18 protein-coding genes are annotated in these 20,971 nt (G+C 50.0%); 11 read left to right on the top strand and 7 right to left on the bottom strand.

All coding sequences use genetic code 11. The annotated features are described in order from the left end of the window. Nucleotides 1-169: 169 nt before the first annotated feature. Nucleotides 170-2,005, top strand: coding sequence for an ATP-dependent zinc metalloprotease FtsH3 (gene ftsH3, locus H6F86_RS22590; RefSeq protein WP_190451466.1), 1,836 nt, complete (start codon nt 170-172; stop codon nt 2,003-2,005). 171 nt (nt 2,006-2,176) lie between these two features. Here the strand turns inward: ftsH3 and H6F86_RS22595 are convergent, their stop codons facing one another. From H6F86_RS22595 to H6F86_RS22610, 4 genes are all read right to left on the bottom strand, one after another. Beyond that, a complete protein-coding gene (locus H6F86_RS22595; protein ID WP_190451468.1) occupies nt 2,177-2,743 on the bottom strand; it encodes a pyridoxamine 5'-phosphate oxidase family protein in 567 nt (188 codons plus the stop codon). Between the two features lie 269 nt (nt 2,744-3,012). Continuing rightward, the gene (groL, locus tag H6F86_RS22600; RefSeq protein WP_190451470.1) at nt 3,013-4,653 is read right to left on the bottom strand and encodes a chaperonin GroEL; all 1,641 of its coding nucleotides are present in this window, start codon (nt 4,651-4,653) and stop codon (nt 3,013-3,015) included. A 134-nt stretch (nt 4,654-4,787) separates the two neighbouring features. Then, nucleotides 4,788-5,099: a co-chaperone GroES gene (gene groES / locus H6F86_RS22605; protein WP_190451471.1), complete on the bottom strand. Its 312-nt coding sequence runs from the start codon at nt 5,097-5,099 to the stop codon at nt 4,788-4,790. Between the two features lie 261 nt (nt 5,100-5,360). After that, nucleotides 5,361-5,654, bottom strand: a complete 294-nt coding sequence (locus H6F86_RS22610; RefSeq protein ID WP_190451473.1) for a hypothetical protein — start codon at nt 5,652-5,654, stop codon at nt 5,361-5,363. Between the two features lie 307 nt (nt 5,655-5,961). Here H6F86_RS22610 and H6F86_RS22615 point away from each other — a divergent pair, with 307 nt between their 5' ends. Both H6F86_RS22615 and H6F86_RS22620 read left to right on the top strand, forming a co-directional pair. After that, a complete protein-coding gene (locus H6F86_RS22615) occupies nt 5,962-7,395 on the top strand; it encodes an ATP-binding protein (RefSeq protein ID WP_347240924.1) in 1,434 nt (477 codons plus the stop codon). A 113-nt stretch (nt 7,396-7,508) separates the two neighbouring features. Continuing rightward, a complete protein-coding gene (locus H6F86_RS22620) occupies nt 7,509-7,703 on the top strand; it encodes a hypothetical protein (protein ID WP_190451474.1) in 195 nt (64 codons plus the stop codon). Nucleotides 7,704-7,832: 129 nt separating this feature from the next. Here H6F86_RS22620 and H6F86_RS22625 read toward each other — a convergent pair whose 3' ends face one another. Continuing rightward, nucleotides 7,833-10,553, bottom strand: coding sequence for a PAS domain S-box protein (locus H6F86_RS22625; RefSeq protein ID WP_190451476.1), 2,721 nt, complete (start codon nt 10,551-10,553; stop codon nt 7,833-7,835). Between the two features lie 317 nt (nt 10,554-10,870). Between H6F86_RS22625 and H6F86_RS31680 the strand changes: the two genes are divergently transcribed. Continuing rightward, nucleotides 10,871-11,362 carry a helix-turn-helix domain-containing protein gene (locus H6F86_RS31680; RefSeq protein ID WP_199305423.1) on the top strand — a complete coding sequence of 164 codons (492 nt, stop codon included), beginning with the start codon at nt 10,871-10,873 and terminating at the stop codon, nt 11,360-11,362. A 10-nt stretch (nt 11,363-11,372) separates the two neighbouring features. Beyond that, nucleotides 11,373-11,939: an IS630 family transposase gene (locus H6F86_RS31685; RefSeq protein ID WP_199305424.1), complete on the top strand. Its 567-nt coding sequence runs from the start codon at nt 11,373-11,375 to the stop codon at nt 11,937-11,939. A 203-nt stretch (nt 11,940-12,142) separates the two neighbouring features. On the opposite strand, the gene H6F86_RS22635 is transcribed toward H6F86_RS31685, so the two are convergent. Beyond that, nucleotides 12,143-13,645: a serine/threonine-protein kinase gene (locus tag H6F86_RS22635; protein ID WP_190451478.1), complete on the bottom strand. Its 1,503-nt coding sequence runs from the start codon at nt 13,643-13,645 to the stop codon at nt 12,143-12,145. Nucleotides 13,646-13,680: 35 nt separating this feature from the next. Beyond that, the gene (locus tag H6F86_RS22640; protein ID WP_190451480.1) at nt 13,681-14,697 is read right to left on the bottom strand and encodes a LysR family transcriptional regulator; all 1,017 of its coding nucleotides are present in this window, start codon (nt 14,695-14,697) and stop codon (nt 13,681-13,683) included. A gap of 171 nt (nt 14,698-14,868) precedes the next feature. Between H6F86_RS22640 and H6F86_RS22645 the strand changes: the two genes are divergently transcribed. The 6 genes from H6F86_RS22645 to H6F86_RS22665 all read left to right on the top strand — a co-directional run bounded on the left by H6F86_RS22645 (nt 14,869) and on the right by H6F86_RS22665 (nt 20,804). Continuing rightward, nucleotides 14,869-15,807: a hypothetical protein gene (locus H6F86_RS22645; RefSeq protein ID WP_190451483.1), complete on the top strand. Its 939-nt coding sequence runs from the start codon at nt 14,869-14,871 to the stop codon at nt 15,805-15,807. A gap of 186 nt (nt 15,808-15,993) precedes the next feature. After that, nucleotides 15,994-16,479 (top strand): 2Fe-2S iron-sulfur cluster-binding protein, encoded by a 486-nt coding sequence (locus H6F86_RS22650; protein ID WP_190451485.1) that lies wholly within the window; start codon nt 15,994-15,996, stop codon nt 16,477-16,479. Between the two features lie 128 nt (nt 16,480-16,607). Next, nucleotides 16,608-18,170 carry a pentapeptide repeat-containing protein gene (locus H6F86_RS22655; protein ID WP_190451486.1) on the top strand — a complete coding sequence of 521 codons (1,563 nt, stop codon included), beginning with the start codon at nt 16,608-16,610 and terminating at the stop codon, nt 18,168-18,170. Between the two features lie 286 nt (nt 18,171-18,456). Beyond that, on the top strand, nt 18,457-19,269 hold the full coding sequence (locus H6F86_RS22660; protein ID WP_206756073.1) for a hypothetical protein: 813 nt from the start codon (nt 18,457-18,459) through the stop codon (nt 19,267-19,269). A gap of 299 nt (nt 19,270-19,568) precedes the next feature. Next, nucleotides 19,569-19,700 (top strand): hypothetical protein, encoded by a 132-nt coding sequence (locus H6F86_RS32930; protein ID WP_277881699.1) that lies wholly within the window; start codon nt 19,569-19,571, stop codon nt 19,698-19,700. A 33-nt stretch (nt 19,701-19,733) separates the two neighbouring features. Then, nucleotides 19,734-20,804, top strand: coding sequence for an AI-2E family transporter (locus H6F86_RS22665; protein ID WP_190451490.1), 1,071 nt, complete (start codon nt 19,734-19,736; stop codon nt 20,802-20,804). The last annotated feature ends 167 nt before the right edge of the window (nt 20,805-20,971 follow it).

Consider the following 20,971-nt stretch of genomic DNA (forward strand, 5'->3'; position numbering starts at 1 on the left):
AGGACGTTAACAGAATTTGGTCAGCCCAATTTTGGCATGATGAAGGCAGGCAAGTTCTAAACCTTGCTACCAGACCTTGATCCGCTATTCCTGAGAGTACGTTAATATTAATTAACATCAAACGAATAGTGCAAAACTCCGCACCCCTATAAAAGGAGGACAAATCCCGGTGAATAAGCGGTGGAGAAATGTTGGACTGTATACGCTGCTCGCGATCGTAGTTGTCTCTTTGGCGACTGCGTTCTTTGACAAGCAGCCCCCTAGCAGGGAAACCTGGCGCTACAGCCAGTTTATTGAAAAGGTGCAAACGGGCAAGATCGAAAAAGTTCGGATTAGCGCCGATCGCAGTATTGCGGTAGTTCAGGATGGCAACAATCGTGTCGTAGTTAATTTGCCCAATGATCCTGAGTTGATCAACATTCTGACTTCAAACAAGGTCGATATTTCTGTCTTGCCGCAGAACGATGATGGGTTTTGGCTCAAAGCTCTAAGTAGCCTGTTCTTCCCAGTCTTGTTGCTAGTGGGTCTATTTTTCTTGCTACGCCGCGCCCAGAGTGGTCCTGGTAATCAAGCAATGAACTTTGGCAAGTCAAAAGCCAGAGTGCAAATGGAGCCACAAACACAGGTGACCTTTGGTGACGTTGCGGGTATTGACCAGGCGAAGCTGGAACTCAGCGAAGTGGTGGACTTTTTGAAGAACGCTGATCGCTTTACGGCAGTGGGTGCCAAGATTCCTAAAGGCGTGCTGCTAGTGGGTCCTCCAGGAACAGGCAAAACCCTTCTAGCGCGTGCTGTCGCAGGTGAAGCAGGCGTACCGTTCTTCTCCATCTCTGGTTCTGAGTTTGTCGAAATGTTTGTGGGTGTGGGTGCTTCTCGCGTCCGTGACCTGTTTGAACAAGCGAAGACTAACGCACCCTGTATCGTCTTTATTGATGAAATTGACGCAGTGGGTCGTCAACGGGGCGCTGGACTAGGTGGTGGTAATGATGAGCGGGAGCAAACCCTTAACCAGTTGCTGACTGAGATGGATGGCTTTGAGGGCAATACCGGCATCATCATCATTGCGGCAACAAACCGTCCTGATGTGCTGGATGCAGCCTTGCTGCGTCCGGGTCGCTTTGACCGTCAAGTTGTGGTCGATCGCCCCGATTATGCAGGTCGCCTCGAAATTCTTAACGTCCATGCACGCGGCAAAACCTTGTCCAAAGATGTGGATCTGGAGAAAATTGCCCGTCGGACTCCTGGTTTTACTGGGGCTGATTTGTCGAACTTGCTGAACGAAGCGGCAATTCTGGCAGCTCGTCGCAACTTGACCGAAATTTCGATGGATGAAGTGAACGATGCGATCGATCGCGTCCTTGCTGGCCCAGAGAAGAAGGATCGGGTCATGAGCGAAAAGCGTAAAGAGTTAGTGGCATACCATGAAGCAGGTCATGCGTTGGTTGGCGCATTGATGCCTGACTACGACCCGGTGCAAAAAATTAGCATCATCCCACGCGGTCGTGCTGGCGGTCTTACCTGGTTCACGCCTAGCGAAGACCGGATGGATTCAGGGTTGTATTCGCGTTCTTACCTGCAAAACCAGATGGCAGTTGCCCTTGGTGGTCGCTTGGCAGAAGAACTTATCTATGGCGAAGAAGAAGTAACCACAGGCGCATCGAATGACCTTCAACAGGTGGCTCGGGTGGCTCGTCAAATGGTTACACGATTTGGGATGAGCGATCGCCTCGGTCCTGTAGCGCTGGGTCGTCAACAGGGCAATATGTTCCTAGGACGCGACATTGCTGCTGAACGGGACTTCTCAGAAGAGACAGCAGCAGCGATCGACGATGAAGTACGGAACTTGGTCGAGCAGGCATACCGTCGCTGTAAAGCGGTTTTAGTTGCTAATCGCCATGTGCTGGATCAGTTAGCAGCCATGCTGATTGAGAAGGAAACAGTGGATTCTGATGAACTTCAGGAACTACTTGCTAACAGCGATGTAAAAATGGCTTCGATCGCGTAACTAACTGTTACTAGGTCTCTACACGCTTAATCAACGGGTTTAAGGTGGTTCTAGTTCGCTAGAGCCACCTTAATTTTATGTCTTTGCCTCTAAGAGAGCGGGTCAGATATTAGGACAAGCAACCAACGCTTTCTAAAAAAGTCTCAGCTCTTTAGATTGCGGCAAGACCTTTTACACTCTGCTCTTTGGTGTTTGTGCCAGTGGTGCTGGCAACCCATCAATGCTGCTGCTGTTTTTCTGCTGCTGATAGTCTTTCAAACCGTCTCTGCCTTTCTTCTCTGCCCATTTCAGTAACGATTGCCGCTGTGCGATCGGTTCATATAACGGTACACCCATACCGCAAGACGTTTGAACGCGATCGATGTCTGCAACGATCAGTTGACGAGTACCCGGAATAGGCGAAAACTTAGCATAAAGGGGCTCCCAGTCAGGAGAATTTGGCAAAACAGTACGGCCCTTACCATAGAGCCGCAGAATGACTGGCGGTTCCTGGAACGCACAAAACATTAGCGTAATACGCTCATTCTCTTGTAAATGTGCTGATGTTTCGTTGCCACTTCCAGTTAAATCAAGATAAACAACCTGATTAGGGGAAAGAATCCGAAAGCTGTCTAAACCTTTAGGAGAAACATTGATGTGCCCATCCGCCGCAAGGGGCGCAGTCGCAACAAAAAACATCTGCTGTGCTGCAATAAGGCGCTGAAGATCTTCAGTGATTGAAGCAAAGACTTTAGCCATAAGTACGTGTTAACCATGAGTACAGCAAGCCTAAGCTTGACGAGCCAATGTACCCCTTCCACATCAAGAGCGGTGTAGCAAGCACTCAAGGTAAAGGGCGTTGATCTTTTGCTCGCACTGTCATTATGCAATAACGTGATCGCTTACTGTAACGCCATCAGCCCTCGTATGAAATCTATAAGAAAGGGGCGATCGCCCATAAAAGCGATCGCCCCTTTCTGTAAGTTTTCGAGTTCGGAATGCTAACGCCTCAAACCCGATACTTAAATCTAGTAGTCGAAGTCGCCGCCGCCCATACCACCAGCGCCACCAGCAGGAGCGCCATCTTTGGGTTCAGGCTTGTCAACGACAATACATTCGGTAGTCAACACCATGCCCGCGATCGAAGCAGCGTTTTGCAGCGCTGAACGAGTCACTTTAGCAGGGTCAACGATACCGGCTTCAAAGAGGTCAACGAATTCATTTGTCGCGGCGTTGTAGCCCACGTTGAAATCCTTCTCTTTGACGCGCTCAGCAATGACAGCACCATTCTGACCTGCGTTTTCAGCAATCCGCTTCAGGGGAGCCGCCAAAGCACGAGCAACGATCGATGCACCAATCAGCTCTTCGCCCTTGAGGTTGCTGTTTGCCCAAGTTTCCAGTTCAGGAGACAGGTGCGCCAACGTAGTACCACCACCAGGAACGATGCCTTCTTCAACAGCAGCTTTAGTTGCATTAATCGCATCTTCCAACCGCAATTTACGGTCCTTCATTTCAGTTTCAGTTGCTGCACCGACCTTAATGACGGCAACGCCACCAGCCAGTTTTGCCAAGCGCTCTTGTAGCTTCTCTTTGTCGTAGGAGGACTCGGTTTCCTCAATTTGACGACGGATTTGCTCAACACGAGTCTTGACAGCTTTCTCGTTGCCTTCAGCGACGATCGTGGTGGTGTCTTTGGTGAGGGTGATGCGACGAGCCTTACCCAACGATTCAAGCTTAGTGGTGTCTAGCTTCAGACCTGCATCTTCAGTGATCATCTGACCACCAGTGAGCACAGCAATGTCTTCTAGCATTGCCTTACGGCGATCGCCAAAGCCAGGAGCCTTGACAGCAGCAACATTCAGTACGCCACGTAAACGGTTGACCACCAGGGTTGCCAGCGCTTCTTTCTCAATGTCTTCAGCGATGATGACCAGAGGACGACCAGAGCGAGCAACTTGCTCCAGAACGGGCACCAGATCTTGTACCAGCGTAATTTTCTTATCGGTGATCAGGATGAAAGGCTCATCAAGAACGGCTTCCATGCGCTCGGTGTCGGTTGCAAAGTAAGGCGAGATATAGCCTTTGTCAAAGCGCATCCCTTCAGTGACTTCCAGTTCGGTTGTCATGGACTTGCCTTCTTCAAGGGAGATCACACCCTCTTTGCCGACCTTATCCATGGCATCGGCAATCATCCGACCCACTTCATCATCGTTACCAGCAGAAATTGCACCGACTTGAGCGATCGCCTTGGAATCTTCCACAGGACGAGCGTGCTCAGCAATACGATCTACCAGGAAGTTAGTTGCCTTATCGATGCCGCGCTTAAGTGAAATCGCGTTTGCACCCGCTGCCACGTTCCGCAGACCTTCTTTCACAATGGCATGAGCCAATACGGTTGCAGTGGTTGTACCATCACCCGCTGCATCATTGGTCTTGGAAGCTGCCTGACGAATCAACGCAACACCTGTGTTTTCCACATGGTCTTCGAGTTCGATTTCTTTGGCGATCGTGACACCGTCGTTCACAATTTGGGGAGCGCCAAACTTCTTCTCTAGTACGACGTTCCGACCCTTAGGACCGAGGGTGACAGCCACTGCTTCAGCCAAAATGTCCATGCCTTTTTCAAGAGCACGACGGGCATTTTCGTTGTAAATGATGCGCTTAGCCATAGTTTCCAGTAGTTATAAGTGTTGAGTGATGAGTTTTGAGTTGAATCGCTTACCAGCTTTGAATCTCAAGCTTCAAGTTTTGGTTATCACGGTCATGGAATAACTCAAAACTCAAAACTGAGAACTCTTAACTCCTAAGAGACGATCGCCAGAATGTCTTTTTCAGACAACAGAACATATTCCTCAGCGCCAAGCTTGATATCGGTGCCTGCATACTTGGAATAAAGCACCTTGTCGCCGATTTTCACTTCTGGTTCTTGGCGGGCACCATCGTCACTGCGCTTGCCAGGACCAACGGCAACGATTTCGCCAATCTGAGGCTTTTCTTTCGCAGCATCAGGTAGAAGAATTCCACCAGCGGTTTTCTCCTCAGAGGCGCTTACTTTCACAAAAACACGATCACCCAGCGGCTTTACAGTAGAGACGCTCAGAGTTACGGCTGCCATACAAAATTCTCCAAACTAGCAGGTTAAGCTGAACAACAAAATTCAGTTGCGTTAGCACTTAGGGAGGAGTTAGCACTCTCACCCCCTGAGTGCTAATCTACCGAAGGTTAGATACAATTGCAACTTTTTTGTCTGTACGGGTATCCGAACTGAGTAAAGTTGCTCGCTTCTGCTTCTACCGGAGAACGCATTAAAACAGCTGAGAGAGGCTATCCTCAAGGACAACCTCTCTCAGGGCAAATCGATCTGCCGCACAAAATTTTAATCGTCCTTCTTACCCTTCTTTTTACCTTTGCCTTTATCGTGAGCGTCACCATCGTTAGACAACTGGGTTACACCCAGCTCATTCAGAGTGGGCTGTACCTGAGGAGATGGTGTCACTTGAGCTGGTACTGGCGTTGGACTACTGGCAGGTGGAGCAGGTGCAACAAGGCGCTGTACCACTAGCGGAATGGCTGTAGTGCCAGCTAGGGACACGGCACCGATCACACCTTGAAGGAGTGTGACTTTAAATCCAGTCTTTGGTGGCTCAGGGGACGATCCAGAATTGGTCATAAGTAACTAGCGTCGCTTTAAACGTTTCCATCTAAGTGAAAATGCATCCCTACGGCAACCGTAACGCTACTTTTTTTATCAATACTTAAAGATACTAAAAGGCAATAACCAGAAAATTGGCTACCGATGACAGGTATAGCTAAACCGTCTTGTGCTGAGAAAGCCCTTGTCTTGTCTGAAAAATGCAGGAAGTTACTACTTGCCGACTTCTGGGCAAACTGAGCGGAACCTGCCTGCCAGTATGGCTAGCTCCATCGGTTATTTCTTAAATAAATAGATTGGGGTTCCTAAATTGTTTTGTCACACGGTGCCAAACGAGTTCTACCATCATCTCTCACCACCAACGCTTGTAGAGGGATGTCTACAAACACTACACCTGGAGGCAACGCTTCAGGAATTGCAGCGCTACAGTTTTTACATGGAGTTGGGCTGCTTAGGCATTGAACTTGCTCAGACGTTTGAGCAACATCCATTGTTACCAGGAGCGGTACTGGTGGAGCAGGGGCAGTTTAGGGGCATGATTTCCCGCCATCGCCTGCTAGAGTATTTGATTCGTCCTAGCGGCATTGAACTCTTTCTCAAGAAACCGCTTCGGGTCTTGTACAGCTACGCTCGTAGCGATTTATTACTGCTGTCAGGGACAACACCGATCGTGGTGGCAGCACAGCAGGCATTGCGGCGATCGCCAGAGCTACAAGGTGAACCGATCGTCGTCCAGGCAGATCCCCAAACATATTACTTGCTGGATATTCACACGCTCAATATTGCCTACTGGCAGATCCGTGGCATTGAGACGCAGGTGCGGTACGAGCGGACACAAGCGCAAATGATTCAAAGCGACAAGATGGCAAGCCTGGGGAGACTGGTAGATGGCATTGCTCATGAGATTCTTGACCCAGTAAGCTTTATTTGGGGCAATCTCAGCCACGTTTCTACCTATAGTGACAGCCTTTTACAACTGCTGACTGCTTACGAAACAAATCTGGGGCAGTTGCCTACCGCGCTGGCGCAGTTGCGAGACGACTTAGAGCTTGACTACCTTCGACAGGATTTGCCACAGACGATCGCTAGCATTCGTACAGGCGCAGAGCGCTTATCAAAGTTGGCAAGCAGCTTGCAAAACTTTTGCCACATTGATGAGGTTTACCCTAAGCCTGCCAACCTGCATGAACTGCTTGATAGCATTTTGCTGCTGCTCAAAAGCCGCCTCACTAGCGATATTCAAGTCGTCAAGCACTATGGACATTTGCCACCCGTCGTCTGCTTTGCCGGACAGCTTCACCAGGTTTTCATGAATATCCTTAGTAATGCGGTGGATGCACTGATTGATCAAGCAGTGAGCCAGCAGCTAGAGCAAGACTTAAGAGCAAGTCATCAGAGCCTCATACTTCCGCCCACTGCCGTGAAGCCGACGATCACAATCACGACCGAAATTCGATCGCAGGCGATCGCTGGTGCTCCCACATTGCGCTGGGTTGCAATCTGCATTGCGGACAACGGTCCTGGCATCGCGGCTGCGGATCAAGCACGTATTTTGGAGTCGTTTTCGGTGAAGAAGCGGGCAGAGAAGGAAACGAGTCTAGCTGTAAGCTACCAAATTATTACAGCCAAGCATGGCGGCAAATTTAACCTGCGATCATGCCCAGCAGCTGACAGAACTGACGCTCATGCTTCAGCAACCTTAACAGAGCAGCCTTTAGCCACCGGAACGGAGTTTGAGCTATTACTGCCCCTGGTTTAATTCACGAAAACAAAAACTGTAGCTTAAGATACTTTTTATTATCTTCATATCTGCTTCAGATTTCTAGGGAATAATACAGATAGATCCAAACGCACTTAAAGCGGAGGCTGACAATGCAAGAACTTCAAGGCACGGTTCCGGTTTTCAAAACATCTCAGGAGATCGATCGGGCGGTGCGCCACTATCAAGCAAGCGATTTGCACGGTGTTGAGTTGTTTCGTCAGTGGCTGGCAATTCGCAATGCCTCGTTAGAGCAAGAGGGTGCTGAACTGGCAGGCGATCGTGTTCCAGGTGACGCAAGCTACTAGAAACGAGCCGTGAACAACCTGTAAATTCAACTCTCTGTAAGGACAATAGACCTGCGGCATGGCTACGCTAACGCAACGCCATGCCGATGACACGACAAAACTGACTTTACTAAACTGTGTTCCTAAGCGTTAGACCGCTCCGCGGAACGGCAACGAAATGGTGAAACGAGCACCTTCATTGGGGCTAGATTCTAGCATGACCGTGCCGCCGTGTAATTCTGCCAGCTTGCGTGTAATGACGAGTCCTAAACCACTTCCCTGGTGTTGTCGAGCCAGGGAACTATCAATTTGGGAAAAGGGCAAAAAGAGTTTCTGCTGATTAACAGCATCAATACCAATGCCAGTGTCCCAGACCAAAAAGTGAATCATATCGATGGTTGTATCATCGTTCGACTCGGCTGGCTCAGTTGCTGTCAAAGTATGGGCGCAGTTTGGTAGCGATTGCCGATAGACTTTCAAGCCGACAGTGCCCTCTTGTGTAAACTTGATGGCATTAACTAAGAGGTTCAGCAACATTTGCTTGAGCCGTCTAGGATCAACAACAATCCAGTCGATACTTGGATCAAGATCAATGTCTAGCTTGAGTCCTTGATTCAGCGCACGTTCACGGATCAAGCCCATCACACCTTCACAGACGTCTGCAACTAGGATGGCTTGCACGTCTAGCTCCAGGCGATCGGCTTCAAGGCGTGATAAATCTAAAATGTCGTTGATCAAATCTAGTAAGTGCTGCCCACTCTCGTGAATGCGCTCCACATAATCCTGTTGTTTTGCGTTGAGCGTCCCAAAAAAGCCTTGCAGTAGGACGTTTGAGAAGCCTAAAACCGCCGTTAGTGGAGTGCGAAGCTCATGGCTGGTGGTGGCAATAAATTCTTGTTTGACGCGCGTGGTTTCGGTTAACTGTTGGTTTTGTTGTTCCAAAAGTTGCCACTGCTGCTTCAGTTCCGTTACGTCACGACTAACCCCCACTACGCGCTGGACTGCTCCTGATGGCGCTGTGATGGGGGTGTAAACGGTTTCAAAGATGCGGCGACCTTGTGGCAAGAGCAGTTCGTAGTCAACAAAGGCTTTTTCGCCTGTCTCAAAAGTGCGCTGAAGTGTGGAGTCAATGAATGCGGCTGTGTCACCAAAAAGTTCCTGATTTGTTTTGCCCACGATCGCTTCGGTCGCCAGCGCTAGCATCGTGCTACCCGCAGGATTGATCGACAGGCAGCGGAAACTAGCGTCGTACTCTATAAAGACATCGGTTGATGTTGCTAAAAACGAGCGAAAGTAGTCTGCACTAACGCGCAAGTCGTGCTTTTGGTGGTGGAGGTCAGCTTGACGAAGCGCGATCGCACACTGGCTGGCAACTTGTTCGATCAACGTGATTTCGTCTGGTGCAAACGAGCGATCGGGATGACGACAAACTGTGAGAATGCCGAGTAGCCCCTGGTCATCTCGAATAGGGCTAGTGTATTCCGCCAAGGATCGTGCCGTTAAGGATGATGCCGTTGAGGATGGTGGAGTCACGCAGAATGGTGTTGCAGCCGCTTGCTTAGATCCTGCCGTTGAAGACGCAGTTTCGGTGTCTCTAGCGATCGTCGTGCTGCGATCGCTGGGCGGCTTAAGCGTCTGAGACCACATCGTTGGCAGATATTGCCATGAGAACGACTCCCCTAACAGGGCTGGTAAGAATGCACCATCGCCAATACTCTCATAGCAAATAGTCAAGCAAGCCTGGTCGGTACTGATTAAACCAGCCGCACAGCGATCAAGATCGAGTATCTGCGTGAGTCCTTCCACCGCTGCTTGTAGTACCTGGTCAGCGTCTAGATGCTGGCGTAGTGTCTCGGTCAAATGATGCACCAGTTGCTCAAACTTAAGCGCCTGTGCTAGCGATCGCGTCCGTTCGCTCACTCGGTCTTCAAGGTCATGGGCACGCTGCTGAAGCGATTGCAGTAGCTGGTTTTGTTCAGCCGCAATCGCCATCTGAGTCGCTACCACTTGCAGCAATCGTTGTTCCTCAATCGTCCAGAGGCGAGGCACGCGACAATGTACCGCTAGCAGACCCCAGAGGGTACGCTTTTGAGGCTCTAGTGCTGCATCCATGCTGACGATCGCAGCAACCATCATGCCCCGAACGTAAGCATTTTCTAGCACTTCCTTGTGGCAGTCGGACAGATCTTCGTCGAGGATATCGGTGGCTGCCCACAACCGGCCATCACGGTACGCATCTAGATAAGTCGAGGGCACACAGTCAGCCGCAAACGTTTGTCCTTGCATCGAAGGGTAGTGGGGGGCAACCGCTTCTACCAAACAAACGCCGCTCTGGTCAGGAAAAAATTGATACGCCAGAACGCGATCGACCAAAAGGGTTTGCCGTAGCCGTTCTACAGCGTCTTGCATCACGTCTTGTAAGCTAGTTGTTGCCCGCAACTGCAACGAGATATCTGCCAGCAGCGCCTCTCGCTCACGATAGCGCCACACCTCTTGCTCTCTCAGGCGACGATCGGTGACGTTGGTAATAAAGCAAAGAATTACTCCCTCGCTTGTTTCATCATTGGGTGTCAAGGAGAGGTTAACTTCAGTCCAAACTATGCTGCCATCACACTGCTGATAGCGTTTTCGAAAAACTTGTTGGCGTTGACCGTGATCAATCATTTGCTGAAGTAACTGTACTTCAGCCACAAAATCGTCAGGGTGAGAAATGGCACGATGATCGAGGCGGCGCAGTTGTGCTTCTGTATAGCCAACTAGCTTACAAAAAGCTGGATTGGCATGGGTAATGCCCCCATCTAAACCAAGCTGAAGTATGCCGATCGGCGCTTGGTGCCATAGAGCTTCAGAGGAGATGGTCTCATGTAACACAGACTAATTGTATTGAGGAGAGTTGAGCCGACGATACGTGTAGCAAAGCCTGTAACGTTGTGATCCGCATTGAGATTGCAATCAGAATACTCTTAGGCTCCGGTGTCACTCTTGTTATTGTTCCCCTAAGAGCGCTTGAGTAGAGGGGGCTTCAGATAAAGATTTGTTGTGCTATTTCAAAAGCTAGCGATCGATCAAGTGTTTAAGGGTAAACGCTTAACGTCAACCGCAGCCAGAGCTAGCATTCCAGCTAATACCAATTCCTGAAGTTTAAGCTACAGATGGTATAAAGTAGCTATTGGGTTCAAGCAGCAGCCATGGCAGGCGTTTACAAACTCGAGATCACGGAAACGGAAGCAGACCTCAAACAACGACTCGGCAGCCAGAAGACCGCTTCTGATAAAGAACGGATCCAACTGCTTTATCTGCTCAAAACTGGACAAGCAACCACGGTTCAGTCGGCCGCGACCCTGCTCGGTCGTCATCGCGTCACGGTGCAGGAGTGGCTCCGCCTCTATCGCCGTGGCGGTCTCACCGCTCTGCTCACCCATACGCCCCGGACGGGGCGACGGCAAAGCATTCCCCTCTGGGCACAAGAGGCACTCAACCAACGCTTGCACCAAAGTGAGGGCTTCAACAGCTACGGTGAGATTTGCCAGTGGTTAAAGACGCAACTTGGCATCAGTGCTCCCTACAAAACCGTGCATCAACTGGTGCATTACAGGCTGAAAGCTGCACCGAAAGTGGCGCGTCCGGTGAGTGTGGCGAAGTCCGAGGAGCGGGTGGAGGCATATAAAAAAACTCGCTGAGAACCTCGCGATGCTGGCTTGGTATGCCATCGCTGTGCTGAGACTGAGCGGACAAATCCGCTTCTTCTGCCAGGACGAGACGCGCCTTGGACTCAAAACCATCAGTGGACGCAAAATCACGGCCAAAGGCATCAAACCCCAAGGCAAAGTGCAATGGCAGTTTCAGGCCACTTACCTGTACGGCGTGGTGGAACCTGCCACGGGAGCACATTTCTTCTACGAGTTCACCCACCTTAACAGCGATTGTTTCCAGGTGTTTCTGAACTTGGTCAGTCAACAATACAACGACAGTATTCTCATCATCCAACTGGACCAAGCCGGGGCACATAGAGCCAAGCGATTGCAGATTCCAAGCAACATCATCCTGATGTTTCAGCCATCACATGCGCTAGAAACTAATCCGATTGAGCGAGTATGGCAGCATTTTAAGTTGGGGTTGCGCTGGCAGTTGCCCAAGAGTTTGGATGAGTTGGGGTTGTTGATGCGCTCAAGACTGGAAGCGATGACTCCAGCAGTCATTGCTTCGCTGGTAGGCTGGGACTCCATTCAGAATGCACTATCTGTAGCCGGTATTTAAAGAGTTGGTATAACACTAGGCAGAGATCGAGCTTTCATCTTGTACGTCGGCTCTTGAACGAGCGTTCCCAAAGCATTCTCAGGAGCCAAGTAAAAGCACTCATAAATCTCTCAAGCCATCAGGGTAAGAGCTTTTAGTATGGCGATGCGAAGGCAATACCGAACCCCTGAGTGAAAAATCTGGCCTTGTTTAATCTGTGTTCTTTAAAGCCAGTTTGACAGCAGATTGAAAATGATCCGAAAAAAAGCTGTCACCGCGATCGCACTTAATCCAGTCACCACAGCTATGGCTATAACGGTCGTCAATACGCTGCCGCCTAGCAAGGCAACCGCACGATGCAGTGGCGGCAAAAACAGTATGATCGGCAGCGTGAGACCCACCACAATCAGCAAATCTAGCCTCTCAATAATGCGACGACTTTGCAAAAAGACTAGTCCGGCTAGCAACACTACCCAAAAACCAGCACCAATCAGCACAGTGCCAGAAAGACTCAACAGGGCGATCGCCAGCAGCCCCCCTTCAAAGCCAGTAAAAGCAGCGGCACCCAACAATTCCACTGTTGAGAACGGCGCGATCGCGGCACGTTGGCGCACAGGTTTTGCAGCCTGAACAGCGACCTGGGGTGTAGCTTTCTTGTGGGTGGGCTGAAGTGCCTGCGGGGGGGAGACGGGCTGCGGTAGCGTGGTAGGAGGTGTCGGTGTCGGTTGGGGTGTCGGTAAAGGCGTTCGCTTTGAGGGCTGCGATCGTACAGTACCCGACGCTGCTTTCAACGCCACCAATACGTCTGCTGCCGACTGAAACCGCTGACTGGGAGTTTGCAGCAGCATCCGATCGAACACATCAGCCAAAGAATCAGGCACACTGGGCGCATCATTACGCCACTTCCAGGTATTGCTATAGGAATCAAACAGATCATTGGGCTGCTTGCCCGTCAACAGCATCAGGCAAGTGATAGCGAGGGCATAAAGGTCACTAGAGGGATACACTTCACCACCCGACATCTGTTCTGGCGGCGCAAAACCCAACGAATAAATACCAGTTGACTTAGCCGTTGCCGTGCCTTTGGCTGCCTGCTTCACTGCACCAAAATCTAACAGGTAAAAGCGTCCATTGCGATGACGCATGATGTTGGACGGCTTGATATCACGATGGATGGAGCCGTTTTCGTGGACAAAGGTTAAAACATTAAGCATTTCCTTCAGCATGGCTACCACATCGTCTGTGGAGAGCGTGCCTTTCTGTACAAGTTCCTCTTCCATCGTCTCCCCGTCAATGTATTCCTGTACGAGGTAGAAAAACTTGTCTTGCTTACCGGCTTGAGGACTGGAAGCTGTTAGCTCAAAAAAGGCAAACAGGTCAGGAATCAGTGGATGCGTGTTGCCTAGTTGCTCCAGCACCTCTGCCTCGCGCTCAAACAACTGTTGCGCGACGACCAGTTGAGCAGGGCTAAGTTGACCAGAGGGCAAAAACTGTTTGACAACGCACTGGCGCATAGCAGGCGTGTAGCGATCGCGCGCTAAAAAAGCTGCCCCAAAGCCACCCTGTCCCAGTAGTCTCAGCGGCAGATACCGCCCAATCAGAATCAACTCCATGCCGCACGTAGTGCAATATTTTTGCGGCACTGCTTTGAGTGTGACTTGATGATCTAAGTCAGCGAAAGCATTGACGGGACGTGGACAGCCTGGACGAGTGCAGTAAAGATCCATAAAAAATGGGCTGTGAGGCGATCGCTAAGGCTAGCTTAATCAATTTCTGGCACGACTAAACGGCTGCTTGAACTAGAAATGGCAGGCTTTAACAGTTCGGTGTGTTCCGGTTGGTAGGGCTGCAAATTGGCATAGCCAGCAAACTTTGGCAAAATTTCCCGGCAGAAAGCTTCGGCTGCCTTTGATCGATAGCGGTTGGGATTAATAATGACCGACAACATCCGTTTCACGACCACATCATCGATTCTGGCACGGTGCAACACACCCATTTGCAGCTCTTTTTCGATCGCCGAAATCGACACAAACGCTGCACCTAGACCCGACTGCACGGCATTTTTGATTGCCTCGATCGAATTTAACTCCATCTCAATTTTGAGGCGACGCGTTTCAATACCACAGCGAGCCAGTACCTGATCAATAACTTTGCGAATCGTTGACTGTGAATCTAACGCAATGAACTGGAGCTTGTATAAATCGTCTTTTTGGATCGTTCCCGCTTTTGCTAGCGGATGCAAGACGGGCAAAATCAGTGCTAGTTCGTCCTCAGCATAGGGAATAATTTCTAGAGAGTCTTGCAATTCAGGCGAAATTTCGCCACCAATGATCGCAAGATCGATTTGTCCATTCGCCACACTCCAGGAGGTGCGACGGGTTGAATGCACGTGTAACTGCACAGCAACATCAGGGTACTGCTGCCGAAAAACGCCAATCATACGAGGTAATAGATACGTACCAGTTGTTTGACTCGCTCCAATAATCAACGTGCCGCCCTGAAGGTTTTGCAAATCTTCGATCGCGCGACAGGTTTCTTGACAGAGCGTGAGAATCTTTTCGCCGTAGCTCAAAAGGAGATGCCCCGCTTCTGTAAGCTGTGCTCGCCTACCACCACGGTCAAATAAGGGCACATCCAACTGGCGCTCTAGGTTTTGGACTTGTAAACTAACGGCAGGCTGAGAGACGTATAAACTATCGGCAGCGCGCTTAAAACTTCCCTCAGCGGCGATCGCTTTGAGAATGCGTAGTTGATCCAGAGTAAATGGAAGGTCAGACATACTGCTAAACCTGAGAGATGGGAGGAGCCGGAGTGTTCATCTACTGGCTAAACAGCCTTTCACTCACCAGAAGCAAGAAGCTGCTAAACCAGAAACCCTAACACAGCCGCCTGCATAGTCCCTAGCAGTACGTTGTGCCATGTATCGTATTGAAACGTAAATTAAAGAACTATGAAACGGGAGGTTATTCAGGACTTTCTGAATTTACCAGGAATTGCAGGCGTTGCCCTAATGGATGGGCGCTCTCGTCCTTATTTCTGCGGGATCGACCAAGCCCTGAACTTTCAACAAAAAGAAGCTCTCGCTCAAGGTATCTTGCAAGTCGTTGAAACCATTCCTGATAGCTTTGACGTGTTTGAGTTTCAATTTGCTGAACATCAGGTGCGGCTTTATAGGCTCGATCGTGGCATGGTGCTGCTGGTGTTAACCCATCAGAGGTTAATCTGTGCAGACTATTTAAGCATGATCACCCAGCTTAAGACTGTGCTGAAGGAAGATATACCAAATGCGATCGCGACCTTTCGGTTGCTTGCAGGTAACGTCACCCTTACAGGTCTGCACTATCGCAAGCAAAGTGCTGCCCCAGCCACAACTCCTAACGCAACAACAGCTCTCCAGTCAGAGAAGCCACAGGCAACTAAGGCTACACCGCTTGCAGACATACCACTGGTAGAAGAGACACCACTGGCAAACAGTAGTCCCGCGCCGTTTCTGCCAGAACCTAGCCCTCCCAGTGCTAAAACATCTGACGCTGCCACGTTGTTCGAGGCGATCGCCGCGCTCAACCACCTCAGCCAATTCACAACCCAATACCTTGGCACACACGTGATTGCAAACTACTGGAAAGCTACGCGTCCATCATCAGATTGGCTAGCCACTGTGCAGGTCGATCGCACGGCCCAGTTTACAGTCACAGGAGCACCACCGCAGGCAACCACTACACCCCTCACCTCACCAGAGCGCCAGTGGCTGCAAGAGTGGGTTACCGCTTTCGTCAAACGTTGTTCTCAAGTAATGCGCGATTTTCCTGCGATCGTTGAACAAAAAGCCCTCAACGACCAGCAAAAAGCACTCCTACTGAAGCCATTCAACGAATCCACAAAAGGGTAAAGAGTGCGGGGACGGCAGCGAGGGGAGCCAAGGGGCAGCAGGCAGCTGCAAGAGGAAAATTTTGAGTGTTGAATTCAGATTTAGTGTTCTTATCCCTTAGACTTCAACCCCCCAACCTTATCTCTTCCCCCCCACGCCTACGCCTCTCTCCCTATACTTCACCTTTTACTTTCTCCTCTAAAAATCATGGCTAAAACTGTCAGACTGGAACCGATCGCGCAGGAAACCTCTGTTGAAACCAACGGCAATCTGCTGTCAGTCCTTTTAAATAAAGATTTGGATGTTTTGAAAGAATGTGGTGGTCGGGGTATGTGCGCCACCTGCCACATCTACGTGCAAGAGGGCATGGAATCTCTGTCGTCGATTAGCCGCCGTGAACAACGTACGCTAGAGGTCATTACAACCTGCAAGCCCAACTCCCGCTTAGCCTGTCAAGCCAGAGTTCTGCAAAATGGTGTCGTAGTTGAACTACCACCCGGTATGTATATCAACTCCATCAAGGATATCGAAGCACTCATTGGCAGACGTGCCGATCAGGATTTGTTGCATCCTCTAACTGGGAAAGTGCTGGTCGAAGCGGGCAAGCTGATTACCCGATCGACGCTGAAGCAAATCGAAGACACTACCAGCTTCAATGTCGGTAGCTATTTCTCGCACACCACCGATGTTTAGTCCCGTCACTTCGGTAGCGATCGCGCTTTCACTGGCGCAACCATGCAATCTCCGTTGCCATAAATGCAGTCGATCGCAGTCCAGATGTAAAGACGCAAATAAGCTACCGAAGGATGCCAAGTGCAAGCATGAAAACTGTCAGCGTCTTAACAGCAGTGTTTGCCATCAGCATTCTATCCCTGGCAGGCTGCCAAACAATTCGTGAACAGCGCTTGGGAATGACGAAAAAATGTCCCAACTGCAACCTTCGGGGAGCAAATCTAACAGGCTTGGGACTAGAGAACGCCGACTTGAAGGGGGCAGATCTGAGAGAGGCGAATCTGCACGGGGTCGTTTTGGATAATGCTGACCTAAGCGGTGCAAACCTCCAGAGAGCGGATTTAGGCGGTGCCTGGTTGGAGCGCGCAAACTTGCAGGGAGCCAACGTGGATGGTGCCAATCTAGAGCAGGCAAAACTTGCGGATGCCAACCTCCAGGGTGCTAGCTTCAGGAATGCCAAACTAACAGGTGCAGTAAGCTCAAGGCAGACGAACTGGTGTCGAGCAATCATGCCAAGTGGAGCGCGATCGACTGAACCATGCGTCACCGCAGCGGCTACCCCACCATCCGTACAGCCATCTAAATTGCCCACACCCGCCAACCTGCCAGCCTGCCAGCTACCGCCAGCACTCACTGCTACTTCGGTGCCTAGTTCTGCCACCCGGACTAGCCCTGCGTTGTGGAGGCAAGCCACGCTCAACCGAACGTTACATCATTTTGATTACAAAACTGACCGAAATGCTAGAGGGGTTGTTGGCTCGGTTATCTCACTTGCTCTTAGCCCCAACGGTAAGCTGCTTGTCAGCAGCAGCGCCGAGCAAATTGACAATGACCCAAGTGCGAACCTGACCAGATTATGGCATTGGCAGACTAAGAAGGTTGTCTGTACGCTCCGAGGCTGGGCGGCGGAGCAGCCCTTTAGTCCAAATGGGCAGACACTGGCGGTTAGACTCAGCGATCCATCGCAAAAGGGTGAACAAATCCAGTTTTGGGATCTCCGCTCTGGACAGTTGCAGCAACGTTTTCCGGGCACCCATCGCCTTAAAGGTATTAGTCCTGATGGCAAGATACTGATCATGCAAGCTGATCGCGTCGGACCGAAGGTGCCAGTGCAACTCTGGGCTTTAGCCTCTGGCACATTGCAGCACACGCTGTTGGCGCATACCCAGGACATTGAAGCGATCGCCTTCACTCCTGATGGTCGAAGCCTTGCCACTGGTAGCTATGACGGTACGATTCGTCTGTGGAACCTCAAAACGGGAGCCGCCATCCGCACGTTTGATGCTCGATCCAAAGTTTGGTCGATCGCCATTAGCCCCGATGGCAAAACGTTAGTCAGCGGTCATGGTGATTTTGCCCGTACTTGGAACTTAAAAACAGGTCAGCTTACACACAGCTTGAAAGGGCAGGCAACTGACTATGTCCGCTCTGTAGCCATTAGCCCAGACAGTCAAACGATCGCCACTGGTACTCATGGAGAAATAAAGCTATGGCGCTTACGGGATGGAGGACTCATTAACACACTTAACAACGCGCCTGTCGATCGAGGTCGTCTTTGTGCCAGCGAAGTGTGGTCGTTGAAGTTTAGCCCCGATGGGCAAACTCTTGTTAGCAGTAATTGCGAAATGATTAATCTCTGGAACTACAAATAACGACGCAGTGAGCAGTTTTTTACAGTGTTCAATTAGCTGCAAAAAGCGGTTGATCGCTGCAAGTGTAAAGCGTTATCACTTCTAGGTTGCTTAAACCAGCCTTTCTATGAAGGTGAGGTTAAGTAGGTTGCTTAAAGGGAACACTATTTGTACCGAGATAGTTTAAGAACTTAGATCGCCGACCAATTCAACTTAGAAAGGATGACAATTAATGCCATATTCACTATTGGCTAAACCTTTGAGTAAACGTGCCTTGGCTGCAATCAGTCTCGCTCTCCTAACGGCAATGCCTTCCGCAGCCTATGCGTTTGCGCCAAACCCTCAAGCAAGCACCTTGGGCGAAATGTCTGCGAAGCAAAATGCTGATAGCCAGCAATGGTTAATGGCAGATGGTGACGATGACGACGACGATGATGACGATGACGATGACAAGAAAAATCGCAATCGCAATCGGGGACGCGATCGCGATGACGATGATAAAAAACGTGTCGTTCGGATTGACCTGAATCGGGCAAAAAACCTTGCTCGCCAAGCCGCAGAATCAGCAAACGGTGGCATTCGCTATTACCGTGCTGAAGCCTCCATGCATGGACCCGCTCAAAATTGTCCGTATGTTGATAACGGCGACTCTTGGACTTTTACCTTTACAGGTAACAGTGTTGGTTCACAAACCAAAACAATCCAAAGTGTGGTGACAGTTTACAAAAACACTAGCCGGATTGTGACAGCGTACAACGGTCCCGTTCGCACAGCGACAGTGCAACAAACTCAGGTGACAAACTTTTCATCAAGCCAGCGGACGGTGCTAGTTGAGCTGCTGCGCGGCAACTGTACCTGTAACAATCTTTTGACCAGTGCGACCCGAACTGAAATTGTGAGACAATCTCGCTCTCTACCACCTAGTATTCAAAAGCAACTGCTGCGCGGTAAAGGTTTACCTCCCGGTATTGCCAAGAAATTGGTGCGGTTGCCGAAGCAAGTGAACACATACGTCAACTTGCCAGCGAACTATGATCTAGTAGTTATTGGTTCTAATGTGTTGCTGCTTGATCAAGTGAATTACGTTGTCGTAGATTATATCTCTAACGTAATTTTGTAAGTTGATCGCCTTGTTGATGATTCAGTTTCCTGCATGTTTCTCAATCGTTTAAACGCTTACAAGGGGTGCATCTACCCCTCAACATGATCGCCCCTTGCTGTTGATTCGGTTGAGTTAACATCACCTGACAGCAACCACTGGTTTCTAAAAAATAATTGCTGTCTGAAAGCTTCACGCTGTAGGTCTTGCACTTGAAATTAATTGAACGGCTGTAAATGCTCTTTACAGCCGTTTTCGCTTGCATAACTGCATTGATCACCCTATCCAAAGCCATAGCGAACTCAGACATTTAGGAAGGATTGTTCATTAGTAGCCCAGCGCCTATAATTGCGGTTCAGGCGATCGCGGTAGAACTGGTTGAAGTACTTGTGGCAGTGCTGCGGCTCCATCAGATTGGTAACATCGTGACGCGAACGCTCACGCCTGGTTGATCGAGCGATGGCTTTGAGCCAGGAGAATTGACAATGCGCCCACCGCAGCCCTCCCAGCCTTTAACCCAATTATGGCAAGCCTATAGTAATACCACCCTCCTGCATTACCTACTGCTGTTTGGCTGTGGCTGGGCAACTGTTTTACTAATCAATTACTTCTATGGCACGATCGCCCTTTTTACCGCTGCGGGCATCTTTGCTGCACTCTTGAATTATCCAGTGGATTGGCTGTCACGCTCTATGCCTAGAGGACTGGCGATCGCCATTACCTTTCTTGGGGCAATCGCCTTACTGCTGGGTCTAATCATGCTGGTTGGGCTGGAAGTGGTGAACCAGGGGCAGGGGTTGCTGACTCAGCTCAAAGATACTTTGAACCAGCCAAACTTCCTGCCATTCCGGGACTTCCTCAATCAACTGGATATCAGCAGGTTCATTGGCACGCTGCAAACAGGTTTAGCCTCCGGACTAGGCGTGGTACAAACCATCTTTTCTAGCGTTTTTACCGGTATTTTTGGGGCAGTGATTAGCCTGTATATGCTGATTCATGGTGAAAAGCTATGGCAACTATTTCTTAGGCTGGCACCTATTGCGTCTCGCGATCGCTTTGCTCAGACGTTCCGACACAGTTTCCTCGGCTTTTTGCGTGGACAACTGCTGTTAATGCTGTTCTTAGCAAGCGCTACTTTTATTCTTTTTTCGCTTTTGGGCATTAACTATGCCCTTATTCTGGCGGTAATCATCGGCATACTAGATGCGATTCCTGGCATTGGAGCCACGCTCGGCGTACTGGTTGTGACCCTGCTAGTCTTCGCCTCTCAAGGAGGCGCGATCGCCCTTAAAGCGGTGATCACCTGCGTCATCCTTCAACAAATTCAGGATAATTTTGTGCATCCCAAAGTGATGGGAGATGCCTTGGAATTAAATCCGGTGCTGCTATTTTTGGCTCTCTTTGTGGGCGAACGGGTAGCTGGCTTGCTGGGAATTTTTCTTGCCATTCCGATCGCGGGTATGATTGCCGCCTGGATGCGATCGAATAAGGAACCCGCGCTATTGCCAGAAGAAGACCCAGAGGAGTTTCTAGGTCAACTAGACAAGCTTGATTAAGCTGACTTGAATTGCGGCAGGATGAACGTGCGATCGTTAATCTTGTGATCCAACGCCACGAAACGTCCTATAACAGTCCTAATAGTTGTGAGATTGAGAGGCTTTGTGAGAAAGGATTCCCCTGAAATCCTTTCTCACAATCCAGATAGGATCGCTATATCTGGCTA

It is taken from the genome of Phormidium sp. FACHB-592 (assembly GCF_014695795.1).
Classification (GTDB): Bacteria; Cyanobacteriota; Cyanobacteriia; order Leptolyngbyales; family Leptolyngbyaceae; genus Stenomitos.